The following is a 23,899-nucleotide window of genomic DNA, read 5'->3' on the forward strand; positions in this document are numbered from 1 at the left end:
CTTCAAATCCTAGTATTTCTATTCTTTAAAAACTATAAATATAATTGAAGTATAAAGCAAAATCACGCTTAAAGGTTATTTTATAAGGCACGCTTGAATAGAATTCCTTAAAAACCAAAGTGTCCAAAGTCTGAGAGTTATTTGTGTTTTTTGCTTGCAAATAGACAGACTCAATCACAGGGATTTTAACCCCAAATTCAAAAGAATTGTGCTTATCTCCTAAACGCATGCCTACATTAAATAAAAACTGGAAAGCGTTTGTTGTGAGTTTATTAGGAAAATAGCGATTCAAATAAGCCTGATACACTTTTTCATCACGCATTTGATAGCTCACGCCCGCTAGAGCAACGCCTAGGTTAAAACCTGTAAAAAACTTCTCATTATTAATTGCATTGAGCAATAAATCCGCATGCACTCCATAAGTAAAAATTTGGATATTGCTATTTTGTTGCTTTGTTAAAGAACTAAAATAGCTCCCCTGGCTATAAGTAGAGAAAGTCTGGTCATAAAATACCCCAAATCTAGCTCCAAGCCATTTATTACTCTTATTTTTACCCACTATCTTATAGCCCAACGCTAATCCAAAACCATTAGAAATGGCCATGCTTTTTCTTGGGGCTTGTGGTTCTGCTTTAACAAAGGGCTGTATTCCAAGCTGGGGACCTAGTTGAGAACCTTTGCAATAAGCAGGGTTAAATTGTAAACAAAGCTTCATAATATTTTGATAAGTGGGGCTTGAAGTCCCTGTTATTGGTGTTGAAATGAATTGCTGTATCAAGTCCAAATCAGTTTGATTCTTGCTGACACTCCCCAACTGGTAACCAAGTCCCATATAAAACGCATTTTTATCTGCATATCGTTTGATGGGCGTAAGATTATTTTTGCTAGAAGTATCTTCAAAACTTTTTGCCCCTAAAATACAAGAAAAAATCAAAGCTAATAATAGTGTCCGATTCAAAGTATCTTTATCTCCTATTCTTTGCTATTTCTTTGGAAAAAAGAATAAGTATCATGATTATTTATCACTATATTATATTCTTTAGGCCAACCTACCAGCAAAATTCTAATCTTTAAAAACTTTGATTTTGATAAAAACAATTTTTAACTCTAAAATTCTATAAGTCAATTAACTCTTTAATTTTTCTTAGCTATTAGAAGCGCGAAATTCACCCATTTAAACAGCACTTCTACATGTTTAAACCCCACACTTTCTAAAAGAGCTATATTTTCTTGCAAGCTATAAGGCACAAGCACATTTTCTAAAGCTTCTCTTTTGAAAGTGATTTCATTCATGCTATAGCCCTGATTTTGCTTGTAGAGATAGTATAACTCTATCATTTGCTTGTCTAATATCCTATCTTCACTCATCGTCTTTTCACCTACGATTAATACACCATTAGGCATAAGACTATGATAAATCTTTTTGAGTAGCATTTCTCGCTGCATAGGACGGATAAATTGTAAGACAAAAAGTAAGGAAAAAGCGTTAGCGTTTTTAAACTTATAGTCTAAAAAATCTATGCATTCAAAACTAATTTGCTTGCAGGCACTTAGCTTCTCTTGTGCTTTATTAAGCATTGCTTTTGAATTATCAATACCTATCAATTGTATTTTATGATTTTCTTTGAGCTGTTTGTTTAAAGCGATAAAAAAGTTTCCGGTAGAACAACCCAAATCATAAATCAAGGGCTTTTCATTTGTAGTCTCTTTTAAATTTTGAGCGATAAAATACGCCCCCAAATTCAACATTTCATTATAATAAGGGATAGAACGCTCCAACATGTCATCAAAAACATGTGCAACCTTCTCATCAAAACAAAAGCGTTTGTTTAGGGCTTCATTAAACAGAGTGTCTTTCATCAAACCTAATCTTAAATTTTTTCAGACTTAAACAAAGTGAGTTAAAAAATAAATGCGGTTAAAAAACTTCTAACCGCAAGAAGTGAGCTAGAACTTAAGCTTTTTTATGCACCAATTCGTTGATGTAATGCTCTACTGAGCCTAAGCCCTCTTTCTTTGCCCATTCATAGCATTTAGAGACAAAATCCCAATTGATATGCTCATAGAATTTCTCTAAATACACAGGGCGTGCGTTTTTATGGTCAATATAGTAAGCATGCTCCCATACATCTACGACTAGAATAGGCACTTTTTTATCGGTTACTGGGGTTTGAGCATTACTAGTTTGGACAATCTCAATCTTTTGAGTTTCTACATTATACACCGCCCAATTCCAACCAGAGCCAAATAAAGTGGTCGCACTCTTAATAAATTCTTCTTTAAACTTCTCTAGAGAGCTAAAATCTTTTTCTAAAGCACTCTTTAACTCATCGCTTAATGCACTCGCTTTAGGGCTTAAGCAATCCCAATAAAAATCGTGGTTATAAATTTGAGCAGCGTTATTAAACACGCCCCCACTAGACTTAGTCAAAATAGAAAACAAACAACTTTCTTCAAACTCAGTGCCTTTAATTAAATTATTCAAGTTATTCACATAAGTTTGATGGTGCTTTCCATGGTGGAAATCAAACGCTACAGGACTTAAAAAGTCTCCCATACTATCCTTAGCAAAAGGTAATTCTCTTAGTGAAAACATAATCTCTCCTTGTGTGTTAATAGGCGTATTGTAATCATTTTTTAGTGCTTTTTGGTAAATTTTTTCTTAAAAATCACATAACGATGAAAATTTTGTAGATTTTGGGGGGTTTTTGAGAAATTAAAGCGGCTTTTTAAAACAAATTATTTTAAACGCTTCAAAAATTTCATTTGAGTTAATTTTAATTGACTACCATACTAGCATAATTAATCATCATATAATCAAAAGGATTTAAACATGAAAAAAGTTATCTTTAACGAAGAAACATACGAATTAGAAGGACAAGCCCTGCAAGTAGGTAGTAACGCCCCTGATGTGAGGCTAGTAACAAACGATTTGCAAGAAGTCAATTTATTGAATCAAAATGCACGCTATCAGGTAATCAGCACACTCCCTACCCTAGCAGGGCCGGTTTGCTCACTCCAGACTAAAAAATTCAATGAGCAAGCCAGCAAGCAATCCCTTATAAGTTTCAGTGTTGTTTCTATGGATTTGCCTTTCGCACAAGGGCAATTTTGCAGCACTCAAGGCATTAAAGATTTAAAAATTTTAAGTGATTTTAGGTATAGGGCTTTTGGGGAGCGTTATGGCGTGCTTTTGGGTAAGGGCTCATTACAGGGCTTACTAGCTAGAGCGGTATTTGTAGTGGATTCACACGGAGTTATTGTCTATAAAGAAATTGTGCGAAACCTTTTAGAAGAACCTAATTACGAAGCGCTTTTGGAAGTGTTGCGTTAAAAAGCCCTAAAGGGGCTATTATCCGCAAATCAATACAAGTAGCTCTGTATTAACTGGGTATTGCAACTAGGTATTGATAAAAAAATGGATTTTGCAATAAAATAAAATTTGAACTATAAAGCATAATTTGAAAACAATTTTTTAAAAAATGAAAGAATGCTAAAGAAATTGGAACAAGCCGTAAATAAAGTTTTCTAATTATCAATACCTAATTAAAACAGAGCCATACAAACATGAAAATAAAGAAGCTCTAAGAGAAAATACAAATGGTAAATGGTGGAGAATAGCGGGATCGAACCGCTGACCTCCTGCGTGCAAAGCAGGCGCTCTCCCAGCTGAGCTAATTCCCCAAACAAAGAGTTGTAAAAGAAATGGTGGGCTTAGGAGGAGTTGAACCTCCGACCTCACCCTTATCAGGGGTGCGCTCTAACCACCTGAGCTATAAGCCCTTACACAAAGAAAGAATTATATAGCAAATTATCTTAAAATTTTCTTAAACAACAAGTTTTTATAAAGATGTTACAATACTCATTATTTTTAATTTCAAAAGGGATTTCATGGCGTTATTATTTACAGGGGCATGCGGTTATATAGGTTCTCATACAGCAAGAGTATTTTTAGAACAAACTAAAGAAAACATTATCATTTTGGATAATCTAAGCACCGGTTTTTTAGAGCATGTAAAAGCACTAGAACATTACTACCCCAATAGGGTTACATTCATTCAAGCTAGTTTGAATGACACTCAAACTTTAGACACCTTTTTTAGTAAGCAACAACTCATTGAGCCAATTAGTGCAATCTTACACTTTGGGGCTAAGCTCTTGGTAGAAGAATCTGTGCGCTTGCCTTTAGAATACTATACAAACAACACGCTTAACACTCTAGAGCTTACCAAACTTTGCTTAAAGCATAAAATCAAGCATTTTATTTTTTCTTCTACTGCGGCGGTTTATGGCGAAACAAACTCAAGCGTGAATGAAGAAAACCCATTAAATCCTATCAATCCTTATGGGGCGTCTAAAATGATGAGCGAAAGGATTTTGTTAGACACTTCTAAAATAGAAGATTTTAAATGCGTTATCTTACGCTATTTCAATGTGGTTGGGGCATGCTTAAAGAATGATTATTCTACCCCATACACGCTAGGTCAACGCAGTTTAAACGCCACACATTTAATCAAAATTGCATGCGAATGCGCGGTAGGTAAAAGGAAAAAAATGGGGATTTTTGGCACTAACTACCCTACTACTGATGGCACTTGTATTAGAGATTATATCCATGTAGATGATTTAGCCAACGCTCATTTAGCAAGCTATCAGGCTCTTTTAGAAAAAAACCAAAGTGAAATCTATAATGTCGGCTACAATCAAGGCTACAGCGTAAAAGAAGTGATACAAAAGGTTAAAGAAATCTCAAACAACGATTTTTTAGTAGAGATTTTAGACAAACGACAAGGCGACCCAGCAAACCTAATTGCCAATAATGCTAAAATCTTAAAAAATACAAATTTTAAGCCCCTTTATAACGACCTAGACACCATAATAAAGAGCGCTTTAGAATGGGAAGAACACCTTTTGAAATTTCAATAATACACCCTATGCAAATACAAGCCATTAGCCATTATGGGCGTGTGGATGGTGGCTTTAATGTTATTGATTTGATTTTGAAGCTCTTCTAAGGTGATTTTTTGCAATGAATACGCCACACTTGCTTGAACTATCAGCCTAACACTAGAGCGTAAAAACGCATCGCCTATGATTGTAAACACCACGCATTTATGCCCCATAATACAAGTTTCATAAGCAAAGGCTTTAAAAATAATGCGCTTAGGATTGGTTCTAGCCCCACCTTCTTTTTTAAATAGAGAAAAATTATGCTTGCCTACAAATTGCTGCAAAGCTATATTTAACAAATCTAATGAGCCATAATTTTTGTTAGCTATATAGGGAGAGAGAAAGGGCGTTTTTAAATGTTTGGTTAAAAGGTAGCGATACGCCCTTTTTTTAGCGTCAAATCTTGCATGAAAATTCTTTTCTTCTAATTTCTTTAAGACAATGTGTGGAGCAAGTTTAGGGGCTAGATAATGAAATAAATTAGTTGCATTCCAATGCTTAGGGGCATGAAAGGATAGAACTTGATTGTTTGCATGCACACCTTTATCAGTGCGTCCAGCCGCTATCACAGCATTTTTAATACCTAATGAAGCTAAAGCACTCTCAATTTTATCTTGAACGCCAAGCTTATTGGGCTGTTTGGCATAGCCTAAAAAATATGCCCCATCATAAGCGATAGTTGCCTTGAAACTTCGCATTTTCAATAACGCTTTAAAATAAATCTTTTAAACAATAAATAAGAGATAAATGCCCAAATGAAGGGGAATAAAAAGGTCATCAAAAACAAATCTGTAGAAATTATATGCACCATTAAAAAATAAATGCCAATCGCTAAAAGCACATAAACATAGCTAAGATTAGTCTTAAATCGTGGGTTAGCTATACCAAATAAGGGGATTAAAAACACGCTCGCTAAGGGAAAGAATGAAACTAAAATCGCTTGAGAAAACCGGCGCCTTTGGCTTTTATTAGCGTTTTTACCAAAAGCTCTTTTCCAATAGCCTATATAATCAGTGCCATGCAAATAAGCCGCATCATTAGAGCTAAAAGATTTCAGTTTGTTGCGTAAATGCAACTCTTTAAAATCAATTTTACGCATTTTATCGCCTTGAGTAAAATACGCATGACCACTATATAAATTTAGTTCGAACACGCCGTCTTTATTATTGATATTGCCCTTTTGAGCCAAAATAAAACTTTCTTGAGAGAGACTTTTACTAGAGAAAAGCACTAAATTATCATAAGAATTATCTTCAGCTTTATCCACATACACAAGCCAATCGCCTAGTTTTTGCCCAAATTCGCCCGCTCTAATGTTAATATCAATCTTGTCCTTTTTTTGACGCAAAAATCCATAATACGCACTCTTAGAAGTAGGGATTAAAACAAGCGAAAACACCAACAAAATCACGCTCACTAAAATACTTAGTGGCACAAACACTTGAGTCATTGTTTTGGGCGAGATTCCTAAGGAAAAAAACACTAATAACTCATGGTCATAACTAAGCCTTGAAAGCCCCAAAGCACAAGCTGCAAAAAAAGTAATGGGTAAAATAAAAAAGATAGTTCCGGGTAAAGAATACAAAAAGAGTTGTACTAAATCTAAAAAGCTCACTTTAATCACTAGCGTAACGCTTGCAATGCCAATTAAAAGCACGATAGAAGAAATAAAGAACAGCACCAAAAAGAATGAAAAAAAGACCTGCGAAACCGCTACAAAAAGATAGTGTTTAAGCATGTTTTTCTAACCCCTTATTGCACCCCATCTAGCACTGGCACAAACAAGCATTTTTCTAACACTTTTTGAACGCACAAGGTGTTATTTTTTTTTACAAAGCGTTTTATCACTTGCTCGTTATTTTCTTGTATGGGGGCAACGATGATTCCGCCTTCTTCAAGCTGGTCAATGAGAGCTTGCGGAATATTTTTAGCGCAAGCGGAAAATAAAATCCTATCATAAGGGGCGTATTGCTCCCAGCCCTTATTGCCATCAGCAAGCTTAATATGAATATTCTCTAAACCTAAAGCTTTAATGCGTGAGCGTGCTTCTAAAAACAAGCTTTCAATCCTTTCAATGCTAAATACGCGCCTAAAAATTTGAGACAACACCGCCGCCTGGTAGCCACTCCCACAGCCAATTTCTAGCACACTATCCACATTATCCACTTCCAAATATTGTGTCATTTTCGCCACGGTCAAGGGTGAAGAAATATATTGTTGTGCTTGCATGGACAGGGCATTCAAGGTATAGGCAAAATGTTTGAAAGGGGCTGGCACAAAGATTTCTCTCTCAATGCTTTCCATAGCTTTTCTTACTTTTGCATGCAAACTGAAACGCTTATTGATTTCTTCACACATCAAGCGATTTTTTATACTCTTCAAACAAGCACCTTAAAAATCATCAAAACTCACGCTTCCTTTAGCATAATTACTCACTCTAGCTTCAAAGAAGTTAGAGCGTTGCTCATTAAAACTTGAAAAGCTCTCTACCCATTTAATGGGGTGTTGAACGCCATAAACCTTAGGAATACCCACCTTACTCAAACGGCTATCTGCTAAAAACTGAATGTATTGCTCAATCAAGCTTGAAGTAAGCCCTAAAATCTTACCTTGTGTGATGTAATCCCCCCACGAAGCTTCAATCTCTACAGCTTTTTTAAACATTTCTATCACTTCATCAATCAATTTAGGCGTGAATAAATCTTTTCGCTCATTTCTTAAGGCATTTATCATATTTTGAAATAAAATCAAATGTGTTACCTCATCTCTTTGGATAAAGCGTATCATTTGCGCTGAGCCTAGCATTTTACCACTTCTAGCTAGAGTGTAAAAATAGCTAAACCCACTATAGAAATAAATCCCTTCTAAAATCTGATTAGCAAACATCGCTTTAACAATGTTTTCTTCTGTAGGGTTTTTGGCTAGCTCCATATACACTTCAGCGATATAATCATTTTTGCTCTTTAGTTGCATATCCGTACGCCACATATCATAAATCTCTTCGGTATTCGCACTAATACTTTCTACCATAACAGCATACGCATGGCTGTGTAAGGCCTCTTCATAAGCTTGACGCACCAAGCATAGATTAATCTCTGGACTTGTGATAAAAGGATTGACATTATCAATGAGATTATTTGTTTGTAAACTATCCATAAAAATAAGTTGCGCTAAGGCTCTGTCATAGCCGATTTTTTCTTCCGCACTCAATTTGAGATAATCTCTCTTATCATCATTCATGCTCACTTCTTCAGCAAACCAAGTGTTAGCGAGCATCATTTTCCATAAATCATCAGCCCATTGATACTTGATTTTATTCAAATCAAACATGCTTGTAGGATTACCCCCAAAAATCTTTCGTTCATTCACATTTTCTGTGGAGTTGGGGTTATAAATCTTTTTGCGTGAAACTTCCATACTTTTCCTTAAAAACTAATCACACTAGAATACCCTAAAAGCTTTTAAAACCCCTTAAAAGTAAATGAAAAACTTGGTTTTTTAAAAAAATTTAGTTATTTCAGTCTTTTTAAAGAATTGTTGAGCTATAATTTCGTTTCTTTCATTATTTTGTGCGGAAGTGGCGAAACTGGTAGACGCACTAGACTTAGGATCTAGCGCCGCAAGGCATGGAGGTTCGAGTCCTCTCTTCCGCACCACTAACTAGCTTATTTTTCATTTTAGTTTTGATACAGGGGTTTTCAGATGCAGTTTTGAAAGGCGTTTATAACTACTTTACAAACAAAATGAGCGTTAACGATATTGTTGCCATTAAAACTAGAGTGCTAACAGATGGTAATGCTTATCAGTCAAGATTTGTAGCCTTAGTAAAAACAATAAGCGAACCCTATGAAAATTCAAACGATACCAATGCAGATACCTATTGGATAACACAAAGAAGAAAAATAAAAATTTTAGATTGGGAAATTGATGAAGATTTGCCTTGTGCAGCTTTTAGCGAAACACTTAAACCATGCAATGATAACAATGCACAAACTACAAAGGAGATTAGAGCATGGTTTGAAAAAGTTAAAAAATCCTTTCAGCAAAGGGGACTAGAAATTTGAGCACACTAAAACGCTCGTTTCTTTGAGCTTACGCTATATAGATTTAAAAAAACATAAAGAACCAAAGAGAGAGACCTTTTCAAGCCTTACAATGTTGATATTAGAGAGATAAGCTCGCCAATACATACTAATCCCCCTACACTCTCTCAACACTCAAAATTTCCGCACCCACTTGGACTTTTTCATTACTCAATTCAATTTTATCACTAGGTTTTAATTTCTCTAATTCTATAGCTTTATTACCCCTACTGACAAACGCTCCAAATTTAGGTAATTTCAAATGTGCATAAGCGAGTTTAAGAGCGTTTTCTAACGCATTCAAACGCTCTGTTTTGGCTTGTAAGAAAGGGTTTGTTAGCATTTGAGTAGAAACATTTTCTAAAAGCATTTTTTTAAGGCGTAACATCTCTAAAACCTTACTTTCTAAAGCAATTTTTAGATTCTTAAGTTTTAAAGCATGCAAGTGGTGCTTATTTTCAAAACTCAATCGTTTTAAAGAAGTCTCTAAATGCTCTAAATGCGCTTTTTTTTGATTTAGTAGCACTCTAAAATGGCGTTGCAATTTTAAGTGCAATTCATCAAGGCGTTGAAGCCATTCATCACTACTAGGAAGTAGAATCTCCATCGCATTTGAAGGCGTAGAAGCCCTTAAATCAGCCACTAAATCACTCAATAAAAAATCGCTTTCATGCCCTATGGCAGAAATAGTGAAAGTTTTAGCCAAAAATAGCGCATCAGCAATTTTTTCATCATTGAAAGAATACAAATCTTCCATGCTCCCCCCACCCCTAGCGACCACAATCGCATCAAAAGCCTTTGAAGTGTTATAAAAGCTATCCGCATAAGCGATATTTTCTACCACGCTTTTTACACATGCTTCCCCTTGCATTAAAGTGTCTATACAGACTAATTCACACAGACCCCATCGCTTGAAAGCAATTTTTTTCATATCTTGTAGGGCGGCAGAACTTTTTGAAGTGATTAACGCCACACGCTTAGGAAAGCTTGGTTTAGGTAGTTTATAAGCTTTATCAAAATAGCCCTTAAGGCGTAATTTCTCTTTGAGTTGCTCTAAAGCTAAGGCTAATGAGCCTAACTCTTTAGGCTCTAATTCTAGGCATTTGATTTGGTATTCCCCCCTTGGAGCATACACACTAATGGCGCCAAAAACAATGACTTCTTGCCCTTCTTTTAAAGCGAATTTGAGCCTACTAGCATTGCCCTTAAACAAAACGCATTTAATCACAGAGTGGCTGTCTTTCAAAGAAAAATACACATGTCCACTTGCCTTATGAATGGTTAGGTTACTGATTTCACCTTGAACTCTCACTTGTAAAAAAGTCGTTTCTAAAAGGGCTTGGATTTGAGCGTTTAATTCGCTCACACTTAACACACTCATTGTAAAACTTCCTTATACAAGGCGTGTAATATCATTAAACAGCCCTAAGAACATGATAAAAATCAAAAAACCTACCCCTACTAACCATAGCATATTTTGCATAGATGTAGGTAAGGTCGTTTTAAACACGCTTTTAAAAATAACCCCTAGCATTTGTGCCCCATCTAGTGCTGGAATAGGCAATAAATTTAAAATCCCTAAATTGATAGACAAGAACGCCCCAAATAATAAAAGCGTGCTAAAACTATTTGCATGGCTTAATGCCCCCACAATGCCTACTACCCCACTTAATTCTTTAGCTGAAGCACTCCCTACAATCAAACGCCTTAAAGAGTCTATAATCAAATCAACGCCTTCTTTAAACCTACTTAAAGCATGCCTAAATGCTGGAAAAACCGCATAAGAGACAACAGCTACTTTTTGAGTATCAGGCTTAATGCCAATCATCTTGTATCTTATCATTTCATTAGATTCATTAGGAATAACAACAATTTTAGGGGTTAGTCGCTTTTCTAAAACTTGGTTGTTGCGTTCTATTTCTAGGACTAACTCGCCTTGAGAGTGCGTTACTAACTCTCTAATCTCTCTAAAACTCGCTATTCTTTGATGATTGATAGAAAGGATTTTATCCCCCTTTAATAGTCCGGCTTCTAAAGCGTTGTTTTCTAAATCACCAATGACAGGCAGTAAGGCTTTTTCCCCACTTAAAGCTAGAAAAAAATACACTAAAATCGCAAAGAGAAAATTAAAAAACGCTCCTCCAAAAAGTATCCATAATTTTTGAAAAGAGCTTTTTTCTGCGTAACTATCGCTAGTAAGATTTTCTTTATCTTCTTCAAGCCCCATGCCCTTTAGTTTCACATAGCCCCCAAGCGGAATCAAAGATAAAGCAAATTGTGTGTTACAGAATTTGAAATAGCAAAGCTTCTTGCCAAAGCCAATACTAAAAACTTCTACCTTCACCCCACAAATTCTAGCCATTACAAAATGTCCTAACTCATGGACAAAGATTAAAAACGCTAACATCAAAATGGCTGCAACTAACATCACTCTCCTTTAGTTGGCGGCTCTTTTATCTCTGGCTCTTTTGGGGGCGTAGGCTCTTTAGTAAGAGTTGGCTGGCTCTCTTTAGTTTCTGTATCTCGTGGGGATTTTTGCCATAATTTAGTCAAATCAGCCGCTTTTTGGGGGTTCATTTTAGCTAGAATCTTGCCTAATTCTTGGGGCTTTAGTGCCATTAAAATTTCTAAGGCGTTTTGAGTGGGTAAATTCTCTAAAATCAAAGCGGATTTAGAATCTTTCATCTTAGAATAAGTCTCGCCAATTTTACTCGCCTTAGCTTGCTTAATCTCTCTTAAAATTTGCTCATCTTCTTCTATCAAATTTTCAATGCGTTTTTTCTCTTTAGCCTGTAAGGTTTTAAAGGCTTCTTCTTTAGCCTGTAAACTTTTAAGCTTCTCATCTACTTCTTGCTCTTTTTGCGCTAACAAGTCGCTCTTTTCTTGCAAAAGGCGTGCGTTTTCAGTTTGTAAAACCCTTAAAGATTGCTCTTTCTCGCTCAATTGCCGCAATTCATCTTTTAATTCCGCTTTTTTGGATTCAAAAATCACGCTACATTGCAACAATTCTTGGGTTTTATCTGTAGCTAATAGTATTTGTAAAAAAAGGCTGATTAAAACTAATTCACGCATATAAACTCTCTTTTTGCCAATGTAAAATGATTGCATTTTCATCTAAAAGAGCTTGCTCTTTTTTCTCTAAAATTTTTATTTCTTTTTTCTTTTCATTTTCTAAAATCATTTTAGCTTTTTCTAATTCTTGATGAGCAAAAAGATAGTCTTTTTCTAAAGCTTTTAAATCATCATTTAAGTGCTTAGCTTCTGTTTCAATAGAGCTAATCTCTACTCTTAGGGTGCTTTTTAAATGCTGTGTTTGTAAAAACATGCCTATCCCCCCAAACTCAGGGTTTTTGAAAGCGTTCAAATCCATTTGTCTCTCTAAAAGCTGTTTAGTGTTTTGCTCTATTTCTAGGCGTTTATAATTAAGCTTTTGCTCTATTTTTTCTAAAGCAAGAGTTCTTAAACTAACTAAAACAGAAGCAAATTTTTTCATAGAAAAATCGTGTCTTCTCTTTCAGGGCTTGTAGAAATGAGACTAATCTTTACCCCCACTTCTTCTTCAATAAAACGCACATAAGCTTGAGCGTTTGGCTCTAAATCTTTAAAATCCCTTACCTTTTCGCTTTTTTTCCAGCCCTTGAAAAGCTTATAAACAGGCTCACAGCCCCTTAAATCGCTAGGAAAAGTTTCTAATCTCACCCCATTTCTCTCATAAGCCACACAAACCTTAATTGCATCAATACCATCTAGCACATCTAATTTCATCAAGGCTAGTTGCGTGCAACCATTCAAAGCACTTGCATATTTTAAAGCAACCAAATCCAGCCAGCCACAGCGTCTGGGGCGTTTGGTCGTTGTGCCAAACTCCGCACCTTTGGTTCTCAAATGCTCTCCCATAGAAGTTAAGTCTTCGCTAGGAAAAGGCCCATTACCCACACGAGTGCAATACGCCTTAGTAATGCCTATGACTTCATCAATAGCCTTAGGGTTTAATCCTGTGCTTAAACATGCACTCGCACTAATAGTGTTAGAACTCGTTACAAAAGGATAAGTTCCTAAATCAATGTCTAAAAGCGTGCCTTGAGCTCCTTCTAAAAGGATTTTTTCACCCTTTTTTCTCGCTTCTATGAGCATGCTCGTAGTATCTTTAATAAAAGGGCGGATTTTTGGAACATAAGTTTTAAAATATTCTCTTAATTCCTGTTCGTAATTTTCACCCAAACTATAAATTCTTTTAAAAGGTTCAATGGCTTTAAAATGAGCGTTTAATTTCTCTTCTAAAACTTCATCATCTAGCAAATCCCCCATTCTCAAGCCACTTCGTGCCATTTTATCTTCATAGCAGGGGCCAATGCCTTTTTTAGTCGTGCCAATGTTTTGAGATTTTTCTTTAAAAGCGTCTTTTTCTATGTGATAGGGCAAAATCACATGCGCTCTATCGCTGATAAACAAACGCCCCTCTAAGCCTTTGAATTGCGCCATTTCCTCACACAAATCTTTTATACTTACTACCACTCCACTAGAGATGATATTTTTACATTCTGGGTATAGCACTCCAGAAGGCATTAAGTGCAATGAATGTTTGATTCCATTATGCACAATAGTATGCCCTGCATTATGCCCACCTTGATAGCGCACTACAAACGCATAATCTTTAGCGATTTTATCTACAATTTTTCCTTTGCCTTCATCCCCCCATTGAATTCCCACAACGACATCTGCCATAACAATATTATCCTTAGAACAAAGTAGATTTGATTGTTTAAAAGCTTGTTAGAATAAAAAACTAAAAAAGCCCTTTTAAGCCCCCAAAAGAGCTATTTTGAGAGCTTAAAAACCTATCGTATAATTAAAATAGAACGCATACAAACGCCTATAGCTCACATCAGCCCCATCAGCTTTTAAATAGCTTTGATTGATAGTAGGAATTTTCACACCAAATTCCACCCCATGCTGAATGCTTTGAGATGCACTCAAAAATCTATGGTGCATGGTACGAGCAAAATGCGCCCTCAAGCCCAAATTAAACAAAAATTGAAAATTCGTAGAAGTGGGGCTTTCTTTAAACAACGCTTGAACTTGATTTTTTAAAGAACTATCCCAAGTAGTGCCAGCTAACTGGATTCCCCCAAACAACCCTACATGCAAGGACTGGTTGTTAAAGACCTTTCTAAACATGTTCCATAAAAAGTCCGTGCCTGCACCATAAGTAAAAATGTTTGCTTTAATGGCATCATTGAGATTGCCTAATTGCGTATAGCCATAATCAAAGAAAGCATAGTAGCGTAAGCCTACATTTCTCTTGCTCCCAAAGAATTGCTTATAACCCATTTGAAAGCCCACGCCATTACTCACCCCATGCTGAGAGCTATTGCCTGGCCCAAATTGAGGCAAGTAAGGCTCATTATATCTGTCTAGCATTCCCCCCAGCTGTTTTAAGTTTTGCTGGTAAGTAGCGATTTTATCATTGATGATTTTTACATCTTGTTGGAGAGCTGAATCGCCACCATTAGCTAGGCTGTTTGCAACTTCATTAAGCCGAGCTAAAGCGGTAGTGTTAAAATTTTGCATATGAGCTAAAAGACCTTTTAAGAATAGAGAATTGCTATTGACATTCACTCTTGTAAGTGCATTTAAAAGGTCCACACTCCCAGTTACCAAAAGATTGAGTTGTCCTTGAGCTTGCTTAAGAGTATCAATGGTGCTTTTATAGGGCATATAACTACCAACTTGACTATTACTACCACTACTCTCTCCCCCAGTTGCTGTAGCACCTACCAAACTCGCTAATAAATCGTTCAAATATTGCTGTAAGCCCTGAATGGTATAAACATTTTGATCCGCTTCAAAGCGGGCTTTGATTTGGGGGTATAATTCTCTAAATTTAGTTAATTTCGTTTCGGTGCCACCTGCACTACTACTAACGATTTTACCGCCTATCCCCATCAAAGCATCCATCATCGTATTTGTCGCTACACTCAAAAGCCCATTATCCCCAGCAATGCCTACGCCCACTTGCCTAAAGCCATCAATAACATTTTTTCTTAAAGTGCTGCCTTTATTATTGACTTCCTGCTGTGTACCACCAATTTGATAGCCCACTCCCATATAAAAGCCATTATCTTCAGCTAAGGCTATGCTGAAAGGAAGGCCACAAAGAAGAGCGGTTTTTAAAAACCCTTTTTTGAGTGTTTGATATGCTTTACTACCACTTTTGATGTTTTTCAAAGTTTTTACACCTTTTATGTTTGTATTTTTCATAAAGAGCCTTCCTTAAAAACCGACTGAATAGCCCACATAGAAGCTAAAATTCCGCATATAGCTCGCACTTGAGCCTTGAGCTGTAAAATACTTATGAGCGATAACAGGAATTTTTACCCCAAATTCTATCCCTTGATCTAGCCTGTGCGAACGCATTTTAGTCTTTGCAAAGTTAGTGCGAACGCCTAAATCAAATAAAAATTGAAACGAAGTGGAATTAACACTAGGCTTTTCCCCACTTAATAGGCTCGTTACATTAGAACTCCAAGTCTGCCCTGCAAGTTGTGTGCCAAAGAAAAAGCCTATCGTGGTTTTTTCTCTCCTTTTAGAGCGTTCAAACACATTGTATAAAAAATCTGTTCCTACCCCATAAGTAACAAGGTTAGCATTAACTTTTAAATTTGCATCTCCAAAATTTGCAAAACCATAATCTAAAAACCCATAATACCTTAAACCGATATTTTTCTTATTCGTAAAAAACTGCTTATAGCCCATCTTAGCCCCAAAGCCATTCATACTCGCTGATTGGTCGTCTTTGAGCGAAGAGAGATTAGGAATATACGAGATTTTATACAACGATTTAGATGCACTTTCAAACTGAGCTAGGCTCTCTCCAACGATTTTTTTTGACCTAGCCAACCCACCTTGATAGCTAGTTTCAGTATTACTACTAAAACAATTGCCACCACTACAAAAACTACGCTCAATAAAATCCCCTAACGCCTTAGTCTCAAGGGCTAAAGAAACCCCGCTCTTAACCAAAGCATTGATTTCTTTAATCGTAGAGTTTGAGCCTATTAAGGTCGCTTGCGAAGCAAACTTTTGCATGCCAGTAGCCACATCGCCGATACTCACCCCATTATATTTGCCATCACTCCCCCCTACGCCTAAGAGCATGACTTTCATAAGATTGCTATAAAGGTTTGGGTCGCTACTACTACCACCACTACTTTCATGACCTTGTTGCGTCCCTTGTGTCAAGCCCACTTGTCCTAAAGCTGAAGTGATGCTTTGAGCGACTAAAAGCATGGCTTCAGTGATGTTGACTTGAGTTTTTTGACTTCCTAATGTAGCTTCAACAACCAAAGGCTTGATGATATTTTCTGCAGCGTATTTTTGAGCCAAATTGAGCAAATCCCCCAAAATCCTAAGAGAGCTATCTAATGTATTTTTTTCATTGTGTTGTGATGACCCGCTTGATTGACTGCTTTGACTACCATTGTTACCCAAGAGTCCTTTTGTTTTATTCCCTAAAATATCCAAGTAGTAGGCTAAAGGAGCGGCTGAAGTTTGCAACCTCACAGCCCCATCTTTCATTAACCGCCTTAAACTCTGTGCCTGTGTAAAGCCCGGATTTCTCAATTCCTGTCTAGCCAAACTCGTTTGATAATCTATGACAAAAAACGCCCCATCTTCTTCAGCATTACACACACACGCACCTGCCATTAAAGAAAGGGCAATCATTTTTTTAAAGGGGTAATTTTTCAAAAATATCCTTTCTGCTTGTGATTAATGAATGATTTTACTTAATAAATACAAAAAAAATCTTTTGATTTTAAGATAATCATTCTTAGTTTATTCTTAAGCGTTTCAAAAAACAACAAATTGACAACTTTAAAACAAAAATGCTATAATCTTTATCCACTCAAACCCATGGGGTGTTAGCTCAGTTGGGAGAGCGCAACGCTGGCAGCGTTGAGGTCAGGGGTTCGACCCCCCTACACTCCACCATTTTTTGCTCCTTTTGTGTTTAACTTTATTCAAATAGTGTCCGTGCTTCTTTGTTATCCATAATCCATTATAATTTATAATTGAAACATCATTGTTTTTTGTAAGGATTAGAAATTGAGTCCTATTTTAAAAATGCGGATAGCTAGTTTTAAAAAGAATAGGCGTGCGGTGTTTTCGCTCTGTCTTTTTGTGTGTCTTTTAACGCTCTCTCTTTTTGCACCTTTATGGGTCAATGAACGCCCCTTGTTTATCTATAAAGACCATAAGGCGTATTTTCCGATGTTTAAAGACTATGCAGAAGTGGAGTTTGGGGGCGATTTTTTTACCCCCACTGATTATAATGACCCCTATGTGAAAAACACGCTCTTAAAAGATGCCTTTATCATTCAAGCCCTTGTGCCTTATGGCTATGACACCATTATTATGGATTTAGACACACCCGCTCCCACCCCCCCAAGCCTAAAACATCTCTTAGGCACTGATGACCAGGCTAGAGATGTGTTGGCACGCCTTGTATATGGCTATCGTGTTTCTTTAGCGTTTGGGATTTTACTGACTTTTTTTAGCGTGGTGATTGGGGTGAGCTTAGGGGCTTTTCAAGGCTATTATGGGGGCTTAGTGGATTTATTAGGACAGAGATTGAGCGAGATTTGGAGTGCAATTCCTATGCTATTTTTACTCATTGTAATTTCTAGTGCTTTCAATTCTAATTTTTGGATTATTTTGTTACTCGTTCTACTTTTTAGCTGGATGGGATTGTCTCAAGTGGTGCGAACCGAATTTTTAAGAGCTAGAAACATGGACTACGCTAAAGCAGCTAAAACGCTTGGAGCGAGTGATTTAAAAATTATTTTCTACCATGTTTTGCCTAATGCGTTAGTTGCCACTATCACTTACATTCCTTTTTTAATGGCAGCGAGTATTGCAACCTTGGTTTCTTTAGATTTCTTAGGCTTTGGCATGCCTATTGGGAGTGCGAGTTTGGGCGAATTAGTCAATCAAGGTAAGGACAATCTCACTACGCCCCACTTGGCTATCGTAGCCTTTTTAGCTATTGGCGTGTTGCTTTCTGTTTTAGTGTTTATTGGTGAAGGGGTGCGTGATGCTTTCAATTCTAATATGCTCAAATAAGGAGAGTAAATGCTAGAAATCAAGGATTTAAGCTGTGCGTTAAACTCTCATTTCTCGCTTCAAAATATTAATATCTCTTTAAAACAGGGCGAGAGAGTGGCCATTGTAGGTGAAAGTGGGAGCGGAAAAAGCTCTTTGGCTAATATTATCATGCGTTTAAACCCCAGATTTAAACCCCATAGCGGACAAGTGCTGTTTGAAAACAACAATCTTTTAGAAATGAATGAAAAGGCGATGCAACATTTAAGGGGCAACACTATCGCTTACATCGCTCAAGACCCCCTATCTAGCCTAAACCCCCTGCATAAAATCAACAAGCAAATGAGTGAAGCCTATTTTCTACACCATAAAAACGCTTCTCAAACGCTTCTCAAACAAGAAGTTTTAAACGCTATGAAACAGGTTCAACTAGATGAAAAGCATTTGAAACGCTACCCTTATGAGCTGAGTGGGGGACAACGCCAGCGGGTTTGTATCGCTATGGGGATTATCAATGCTCCCAAACTACTCATTTGCGATGAGCCTACCACCGCACTAGATGCTCAAATTCAAAACCAAGTTTTAGATTTACTCAAGCAATTAAGCATTGAAAAGAAAATGGCGCTTTTATTTATTAGCCATGACTTGAAGGCTGTTAAACGCCTAGCTGACAAGGTTTATGTGCTTAAAAAAGGCGAGCTAGTGGAAACAAATTCTACAAAAGAGCTTTTTAATCACCCCAAGCATACATACTCAAAACTCTTGCTCCAAGCTTCTCTTTTACCCACCAAAAGCTTGAAACCTTTAGATGAAACGCTCTTAGAAACCAAAGATTTTAGCGTTTATTACTTGCAAAAACGCTTTTTTAGGACTTCTTTAAAAAAACCCCTTATCTCTTTAGTAAATTTGACTCTCAAAGCTAAAGAAAGTATAGGTATTATTGGCGAAAGTGGGAGCGGAAAAAGCTCTTTGGCTTTGGGGCTTTTAAAACTTGCTCTAAGTAGTGGGGAAGAAAAGATTTTAGGCGAAAAAGTGGGGCTTTTAAGTTCTAAGGCTTTTAAACCTTACCGCAAGATTTTGCAAATGGTTTTTCAAGACCCCTACGCATCGCTAAACCCCCGCTTAAGCATTCAAAGCATTTTGACAGAAGCCATTAGCTTTGCCTACCCTAAGGCTTCACAACAAGAATGGCACAACCTTGCTAAGCTTTGCCTAGAAGAAGTGCGCTTGGATTCTAAGCTATTATATTCCTATGCGTATGAATTAAGCGGTGGGGAGCGTCAAAGGGTAGCCATTGCTAGGGCGATTGCCTTGAAACCTAAAATCATTGTTTTAGATGAACCGACTTCCGCTTTAGATAAAAGCATTCAAAAAAGCGTGCTTGAATTGCTTTTAAACTTGCAAGAAAAACAGCATTTGAGCTATTTATTCATCAGCCATGATTTAGATGTTATCAAAGCTTTTTGCGATAAGGTGCTAGTGGTGAGTGCTGGACAAATTGTAGAAACAGGCTCAGTCAAGGAAGTGTTTGAAAACCCTAAGCACGCTTACACAAAGCGTTTGCTAGAATCTAAAATGTAGTTATCAGCACCACCAGAACTTTTATTAAACATTGTTGATAAACATTCGCTAGATTTTACTCATTAAATATTGATGCACAAAGCAATCTAAATTTTTATGTAATAAATATGGATTTTAAGCCTAAAAGAGAGTGCCAAAAAAAAGGGGGGGTAACCCTCTCTTAATCTTATTAAAAAGACTTTTTTAAAAAATTTTAATAACAAAATAAAGAAAAATAAACTATCAATATAAGATTATAACAGAGCCTTTGTTAATAAACACCTTTTATAATGTCGTAAAAAAAGGAGCACAAAACCCACTCATGCGTTTTTATAAAAATCCAAATCAAAACTAAAAACGCAAAAACCTTTTTAAAACAATCAAAAACATTGCAATGGAAGAACTAATTTCTGTTGACTTTTTTCAAAGCCCTTTTTATCTACTTGCTAACAACACAGATTCGAAAAAGATAAGTAAAATGAGATAAGGCTATCAATCTTTGGAAGAAAAAACCATGACAATGTAATATCCAATTCCTATCAGAAACACAAGAATTAAAAAAACGAGCAAACTCCACTCTAAAAAATCCATGCATCCTCTCAAAGAATACCAAAGGTGGTGCGCTTGGCAGGACTCGAACCTGCGACCTACGGCTTAGAAGGCTGTTGCTCTATCCAGCTGAGCTACAAGCGCGTTAAACAGCATCGTGTTAGGTGGTACGCTCGAAGGGAGTCGAACCCCTAACCCCCAGATCCGAAGTCTGGTGCTCTATCCAATTGAGCTACGAACGCCTACAATTCAAATAAAGAAATCACTAACATAAGCTCGGTAAAACATTTCATTATAAAAAGATGGGGTGGAAGATGGGAATCGAACCCACGACCCTCAGGACCACAATCTGATGCTCTAACCGACTGAGCTACTCCCACCATCAAAAAGAAGTAACATTCTACCAAATAATTTTAAACAGAACAACCCACTCAACATAAGGTGGTCGGGGCGAAAGGATTCGAACCTTCGACCCCTTGGTCCCAAACCAAGTGCGCTAACCAGACTGCGCTACGCCCCGAAATTTTGACTTAAAGAGTTATTATAACTTAATTTTTTTGAGTTTTAGCTTAATTTTTTGATTTTTCCCAATAAAAACCCCATTTCTAAAGAAAAACCAAACTACAAACAACTACAACAACCAACGCCTGAATGCTATCTACTAAACTCATATGAAATCTTTGTGAAAAGCATTCAAAAACACCAAACAGATAAAAGATTCCGCCCCCCCTAAACGCTACTTCAAAGTATTTAACAAAGGCCAAGTCAATTTCATAAGAAACTACTTGCGCTTCTTCATCTCACTAGCGATTTTTTGGTAACGCTCCATGTTATTTTTACTGAACTCTTTAAAAACATGTGCCATAGTTTTTTGATAAACTTGATTCATAATTTTTTTAATAGCCCGGTCATGGTCAGTTTCTTTAATTCTATGCACAAAAGTCCTAGGGACAAAACCGCCAGAATTAGTGCGTTCCAACACCACTCTTTCAATCACGGCCTTAATCTTAGACACATCAACCCCAAAACTATGGACAATATCACCACTCTTAGGTTCAAAGAAATTCAAATTAAGATAGCCTGAAGACATGTCTATCACTTTCTCTTCACTAGCTCCCTTACTCTCTTCTACAATATCTTCTAAAACCGCTAGATTGCCATCAATTCGCAACGCAATTAAGGCTTTTTCTTGAATTTCCTTAGGAATTTCATCAGTGGATTTGTAATGCGAAACACTATAACCCTTTCGCTCCAAAAGACTAGCAATTTGAAGGGCTAACGCTTTTTCAAACTCTTTCTGATAACTTTCAGGAATAACTTTATTAGTATCCACTTTAGAATCTACTAAAACGACCAAATGATTATTCTTAGGCTCTTGCTTACCCTTGATAGGATAATAAAAATGCAAGTCCACAGACTCACCTGTATTCATAGCATGCTGATAAGCTGCATGGGCTTTATCTTCAGCATGGGCTAACACTCCACTAAGCAACAACACTCCCAAGACCAAACTACTTTTTTTCATTAACTTCCTTTCTTGTAAAATCAGTTCCTAATCTTATCCAAAAAATCCTACTTTATTCCTAACCTTAAAGACAAATCACTCCCATTCAATCGTTCCAGGTGGCTTGGAAGTAATATCATACACCACACGATTAATCCCACTCACTTCATTGGTAATACGATTAGAAACTTTTTCTAAAAAAGAATGCTCTAAATGCGAAAAGCTCGCTGTCATGCCATCACTAGCATTCACGGCTCTTAAGCACACGACATTTTCATAAGTGCGATTGTCTCCCATAACCCCCACAGAATTAACATTCAATAATACACAGAAAGCTTGCCACACTTTATCGTATAGATTAGCATTTTTAAGCTCATCAATAAAAATGGCATCTGCTTCTTGAAGACATTTGATTTTACTTTCACTAATTTCGCCTAAAATCCTTATAGCAAGTCCAGGTCCAGGAAAAGGATGGCGCATTAAAAAATCTTTGGTAATGCCTAGTTCTTGACCTAGCAAACGCACTTCATCTTTAAACAATTCTCTTAAAGGCTCTATGAGTTTAAAGTCCATCCATTCAGGTAATCCGCCTACATTATGGTGCGATTTGATTACTTTTGAAGGCCCTTTGACGCTTACTGATTCAATCACATCAGGATACAATGTGCCTTGGGCTAAAAACTCAATTTTGCCTTTTAAGTGGTGCTTTTTGGCTTCTTTTTCAAACACTTCAATAAAGGTCTCACCGATTATTTTTCGTTTTAACTCAGGCTCGCTTATGCCCTTTAATTTGGATAAAAAGATTTCTTTAGCGTCTATGGTGTTTAAAGGAATTTGCAAATCCCTAAACATCGCTTGCACCATTTCTTTTTCATTTTTACGCAATAAGCCATGATCGACAAATACAGCGATTAAATTATCCTTAATCGCTCTGTGTAGTAGTGTAGCAACTACCGTAGAATCCACGCCACCACTCACCGCACACAAAACCTTAGCATTAGAAACTTGCTCTTTTAATCTAACAATCTCTTCTTTAGCAAAATTTTGCATTCCCCAAGTTTTTTCACTCTCACAAACTAAAAGGGCAAAATTTTCTAAAATCTTGCCCCCCTCTTCGCTTTGAATGACTTCTGGGTGGAATTGTAAGCCAAAAATCTTTTGGTCTTTTAACTCAATTGCACAATGGGGTGAATTAGTGCTTGTAGCAATGGTAGTAAAATCTTTGGGTAGCTCTATGACTTTATCCATATGGCTCATCCACACAAGACTTTTTGTTTTCACACTTTCAAAAAGTATGGAATTTTGAGTGATTTCTAAAGTGGCCTTACCAAACTCTTGTTCATTCGCACAAGCTACTACCCCCCCAAAAAAATCCACTAAGTACTGCATGCCATAACAAATCCCTAAAATCGGCAAACCTAATTCAAAGATTTTTTCACTGGGTTTATAGGCATCTTTAGCATACACGCTCGCTGGCCCCCCACTTAAAATCAATCCTTTAGGGGCTTTTTCTTGGATTTTTTCTGCACTTTCAAAATAAGGCACTATCTCAGCATAGATGCCACTCTCTCTTAATCTTCTAGCAATAAGCTGGGTATATTGACTTCCAAAATCTAATACTAAAATCATTTATTTTCTTTATTCTTAATTATTTTGTGTTTGTTTTTTATGGCTTGGCGATACATATTGGTTCTTGTAATTTACCTTGTAGCTTTCAATGAGCTTGGGGGCTTTTTCTCTAAACCAATGCTCTAAGGCTTCTAATTTAAATTTATGATTTCTTTCCTTAGAGCAATATTGCGAATTAATAAGTGAAAACGCATAAAGTGTTTTATTTTCTTGAGACTGAAACAAAAAATCCTTATGAAAAAGGGCTTTGCTAGGAATAGTTCTCATCAAAGAATCAGACAATAAAAAAGCGTCAAACCCACAAAGCTCTTTTTTGCGGTTTTTATCCGTGTCTTTTGCAACAACTACTTTAAGTTTTGCTTTCATATCTTGTTGAAAAGCCATAGATAGCACATTTAAAAGTGAGGAGCTTAAACTCTTATCCACCCTAATAGCAAAAGATGAATCAGCTAGTAGCATTTCTCCAGCTAAAATTAATCCCATGCATAGTTTCAAGCCCATTTGAAAAACACCCATAACCACC

22 protein-coding genes and 8 tRNA genes are annotated in these 23,899 nt (G+C 36.7%); 7 read left to right on the top strand and 23 right to left on the bottom strand.

The features are described 5' to 3' along the window. Positions 1 to 25 precede the first annotated feature (25 nt). The 3 genes from HCD_RS02505 to sodB all read right to left on the bottom strand — a co-directional run bounded on the left by HCD_RS02505 (position 26) and on the right by sodB (position 2,596). The gene (locus HCD_RS02505) at positions 26 to 958 is read right to left on the bottom strand and encodes an outer membrane protein (RefSeq protein WP_014659036.1); all 933 of its coding nucleotides are present in this window, start codon (positions 956 to 958) and stop codon (positions 26 to 28) included. Between the two features lie 176 nt (positions 959 to 1,134). Then, the gene (cmoA, locus tag HCD_RS02510) at positions 1,135 to 1,860 is read right to left on the bottom strand and encodes a carboxy-S-adenosyl-L-methionine synthase CmoA (RefSeq protein ID WP_014659037.1); all 726 of its coding nucleotides are present in this window, start codon (positions 1,858 to 1,860) and stop codon (positions 1,135 to 1,137) included. Positions 1,861 to 1,954: 94 nt separating this feature from the next. Further along, positions 1,955 to 2,596, bottom strand: a complete 642-nt coding sequence (gene sodB / locus HCD_RS02515) for a superoxide dismutase [Fe] (RefSeq protein WP_014659038.1) — start codon at positions 2,594 to 2,596, stop codon at positions 1,955 to 1,957. 237 nt (positions 2,597 to 2,833) lie between these two features. On the opposite strand from sodB, the gene tpx reads away from it, so the two are divergent. Further along, complete coding sequence (tpx, locus tag HCD_RS02520; protein ID WP_014659039.1) at positions 2,834 to 3,334, top strand: thiol peroxidase; 501 nt, start codon at positions 2,834 to 2,836, stop codon at positions 3,332 to 3,334. A 274-nt stretch (positions 3,335 to 3,608) separates the two neighbouring features. Here the strand turns inward: tpx and HCD_RS02525 are convergent. Together HCD_RS02525 and HCD_RS02530 are read right to left on the bottom strand one after the other, a co-directional pair. Further along, positions 3,609 to 3,684: transfer RNA gene (locus HCD_RS02525), tRNA-Ala, on the bottom strand. Between the two features lie 22 nt (positions 3,685 to 3,706). Further along, positions 3,707 to 3,783 (bottom strand) — tRNA-Ile (locus tag HCD_RS02530). A gap of 108 nt (positions 3,784 to 3,891) precedes the next feature. On the opposite strand from HCD_RS02530, the gene galE reads away from it, so the two are divergent. Further along, positions 3,892 to 4,926, top strand: coding sequence for a UDP-glucose 4-epimerase GalE (galE, locus tag HCD_RS02535; RefSeq protein ID WP_014659040.1), 1,035 nt, complete (start codon positions 3,892 to 3,894; stop codon positions 4,924 to 4,926). Here the strand turns inward: galE and truA are convergent. Genes truA through HCD_RS02555 form a run of 4 tightly spaced genes read right to left on the bottom strand, consistent with a single transcriptional unit; the run spans position 4,920 to position 8,367 of the window. Further along, complete coding sequence (gene truA / locus HCD_RS02540; RefSeq protein ID WP_014659041.1) at positions 4,920 to 5,648, bottom strand: tRNA pseudouridine(38-40) synthase TruA; 729 nt, start codon at positions 5,646 to 5,648, stop codon at positions 4,920 to 4,922. The genes galE and truA overlap by 7 nt on opposite strands. A 2-nt stretch (positions 5,649 to 5,650) precedes the next feature. After that, on the bottom strand, positions 5,651 to 6,688 hold the full coding sequence (locus tag HCD_RS02545; protein ID WP_014659042.1) for an LptF/LptG family permease: 1,038 nt from the start codon (positions 6,686 to 6,688) through the stop codon (positions 5,651 to 5,653). Positions 6,689 to 6,702: 14 nt separating this feature from the next. Further along, positions 6,703 to 7,332, bottom strand: a complete 630-nt coding sequence (gene pcm / locus HCD_RS02550) for a protein-L-isoaspartate O-methyltransferase (protein ID WP_014659043.1) — start codon at positions 7,330 to 7,332, stop codon at positions 6,703 to 6,705. A gap of 9 nt (positions 7,333 to 7,341) precedes the next feature. After that, positions 7,342 to 8,367: a ribonucleotide-diphosphate reductase subunit beta gene (locus tag HCD_RS02555; RefSeq protein ID WP_014659044.1), complete on the bottom strand. Its 1,026-nt coding sequence runs from the start codon at positions 8,365 to 8,367 to the stop codon at positions 7,342 to 7,344. Between the two features lie 154 nt (positions 8,368 to 8,521). Between HCD_RS02555 and HCD_RS02560 the strand changes: the two genes are divergently transcribed. Both HCD_RS02560 and HCD_RS09310 read left to right on the top strand, forming a co-directional pair. After that, positions 8,522 to 8,606, top strand: a tRNA-Leu gene (locus HCD_RS02560). Continuing rightward, entirely contained in the window at positions 8,577 to 9,014 is a 438-nt protein-coding gene (locus HCD_RS09310; RefSeq protein WP_158308550.1) for a hypothetical protein, read from the top strand. Before HCD_RS02560 ends, HCD_RS09310 begins: the two co-directional genes overlap by 30 nt. A gap of 136 nt (positions 9,015 to 9,150) precedes the next feature. Here the strand turns inward: HCD_RS09310 and xseA are convergent, their stop codons facing one another. From xseA to HCD_RS02600, 7 genes are all read right to left on the bottom strand, one after another. Further along, the gene (gene xseA / locus HCD_RS02570) at positions 9,151 to 10,413 is read right to left on the bottom strand and encodes an exodeoxyribonuclease VII large subunit (RefSeq protein ID WP_014659045.1); all 1,263 of its coding nucleotides are present in this window, start codon (positions 10,411 to 10,413) and stop codon (positions 9,151 to 9,153) included. 12 nt (positions 10,414 to 10,425) lie between these two features. After that, positions 10,426 to 11,460 (bottom strand): RIP metalloprotease RseP, encoded by a 1,035-nt coding sequence (rseP, locus tag HCD_RS02575; RefSeq protein WP_014659046.1) that lies wholly within the window; start codon positions 11,458 to 11,460, stop codon positions 10,426 to 10,428. Beyond that, positions 11,460 to 12,104, bottom strand: a complete 645-nt coding sequence (locus tag HCD_RS02580) for a MotE family protein (protein WP_014659047.1) — start codon at positions 12,102 to 12,104, stop codon at positions 11,460 to 11,462. The genes rseP and HCD_RS02580 overlap by 1 nt, the downstream gene beginning before the upstream one ends. Continuing rightward, positions 12,097 to 12,525, bottom strand: a complete 429-nt coding sequence (locus tag HCD_RS02585; protein ID WP_014659048.1) for a flagellar FliJ family protein — start codon at positions 12,523 to 12,525, stop codon at positions 12,097 to 12,099. The genes HCD_RS02580 and HCD_RS02585 overlap by 8 nt, the downstream gene beginning before the upstream one ends. Further along, the gene (purA, locus tag HCD_RS02590) at positions 12,522 to 13,757 is read right to left on the bottom strand and encodes an adenylosuccinate synthase (protein ID WP_014659049.1); all 1,236 of its coding nucleotides are present in this window, start codon (positions 13,755 to 13,757) and stop codon (positions 12,522 to 12,524) included. Before purA ends, HCD_RS02585 begins: the two co-directional genes overlap by 4 nt. A 105-nt stretch (positions 13,758 to 13,862) precedes the next feature. After that, positions 13,863 to 15,293 carry an outer membrane protein gene (locus HCD_RS02595; protein ID WP_014659050.1) on the bottom strand — a complete coding sequence of 477 codons (1,431 nt, stop codon included), beginning with the start codon at positions 15,291 to 15,293 and terminating at the stop codon, positions 13,863 to 13,865. Between the two features lie 12 nt (positions 15,294 to 15,305). Beyond that, entirely contained in the window at positions 15,306 to 16,781 is a 1,476-nt protein-coding gene (locus tag HCD_RS02600) for an outer membrane protein (RefSeq protein WP_014659051.1), read from the bottom strand. Positions 16,782 to 16,948: 167 nt separating this feature from the next. Between HCD_RS02600 and HCD_RS02605 the strand changes: the two genes are divergently transcribed. The 3 genes from HCD_RS02605 to nikE all read left to right on the top strand — a co-directional run bounded on the left by HCD_RS02605 (position 16,949) and on the right by nikE (position 19,715). Continuing rightward, a tRNA-Ala gene (locus tag HCD_RS02605) sits at positions 16,949 to 17,024 on the top strand. A gap of 132 nt (positions 17,025 to 17,156) precedes the next feature. Next, on the top strand, positions 17,157 to 18,155 hold the full coding sequence (locus tag HCD_RS02610) for an ABC transporter permease (RefSeq protein WP_041594884.1): 999 nt from the start codon (positions 17,157 to 17,159) through the stop codon (positions 18,153 to 18,155). 9 nt (positions 18,156 to 18,164) lie between these two features. Further along, positions 18,165 to 19,715, top strand: coding sequence for a nickel ABC transporter ATP-binding protein NikE (nikE, locus tag HCD_RS02615; RefSeq protein ID WP_014659053.1), 1,551 nt, complete (start codon positions 18,165 to 18,167; stop codon positions 19,713 to 19,715). A 595-nt stretch (positions 19,716 to 20,310) separates the two neighbouring features. Here nikE and HCD_RS02620 read toward each other — a convergent pair. From HCD_RS02620 to HCD_RS02650, 7 genes are all read right to left on the bottom strand, one after another. Further along, positions 20,311 to 20,387: transfer RNA gene (locus tag HCD_RS02620), tRNA-Arg, on the bottom strand. 21 nt (positions 20,388 to 20,408) lie between these two features. Then, positions 20,409 to 20,485 (bottom strand) — tRNA-Arg (locus HCD_RS02625). 61 nt (positions 20,486 to 20,546) lie between these two features. Further along, positions 20,547 to 20,623: transfer RNA gene (locus tag HCD_RS02630), tRNA-His, on the bottom strand. A gap of 62 nt (positions 20,624 to 20,685) precedes the next feature. Next, positions 20,686 to 20,763, bottom strand: a tRNA-Pro gene (locus HCD_RS02635). Between the two features lie 261 nt (positions 20,764 to 21,024). Continuing rightward, entirely contained in the window at positions 21,025 to 21,768 is a 744-nt protein-coding gene (locus HCD_RS02640; protein ID WP_014659054.1) for an HpaA family protein, read from the bottom strand. Between the two features lie 75 nt (positions 21,769 to 21,843). Continuing rightward, the gene (gene guaA, locus HCD_RS02645) at positions 21,844 to 23,376 is read right to left on the bottom strand and encodes a glutamine-hydrolyzing GMP synthase (protein WP_014659055.1); all 1,533 of its coding nucleotides are present in this window, start codon (positions 23,374 to 23,376) and stop codon (positions 21,844 to 21,846) included. 15 nt (positions 23,377 to 23,391) lie between these two features. Next, positions 23,392 to 23,892: a hypothetical protein gene (locus tag HCD_RS02650; protein WP_014659056.1), complete on the bottom strand. Its 501-nt coding sequence runs from the start codon at positions 23,890 to 23,892 to the stop codon at positions 23,392 to 23,394. Between the last annotated feature and the right edge of the window lie 7 nt (positions 23,893 to 23,899).

The organism is Helicobacter cetorum MIT 99-5656, from assembly GCF_000259275.1.
Taxonomy (GTDB): domain Bacteria; phylum Campylobacterota; class Campylobacteria; order Campylobacterales; family Helicobacteraceae; genus Helicobacter; species Helicobacter cetorum.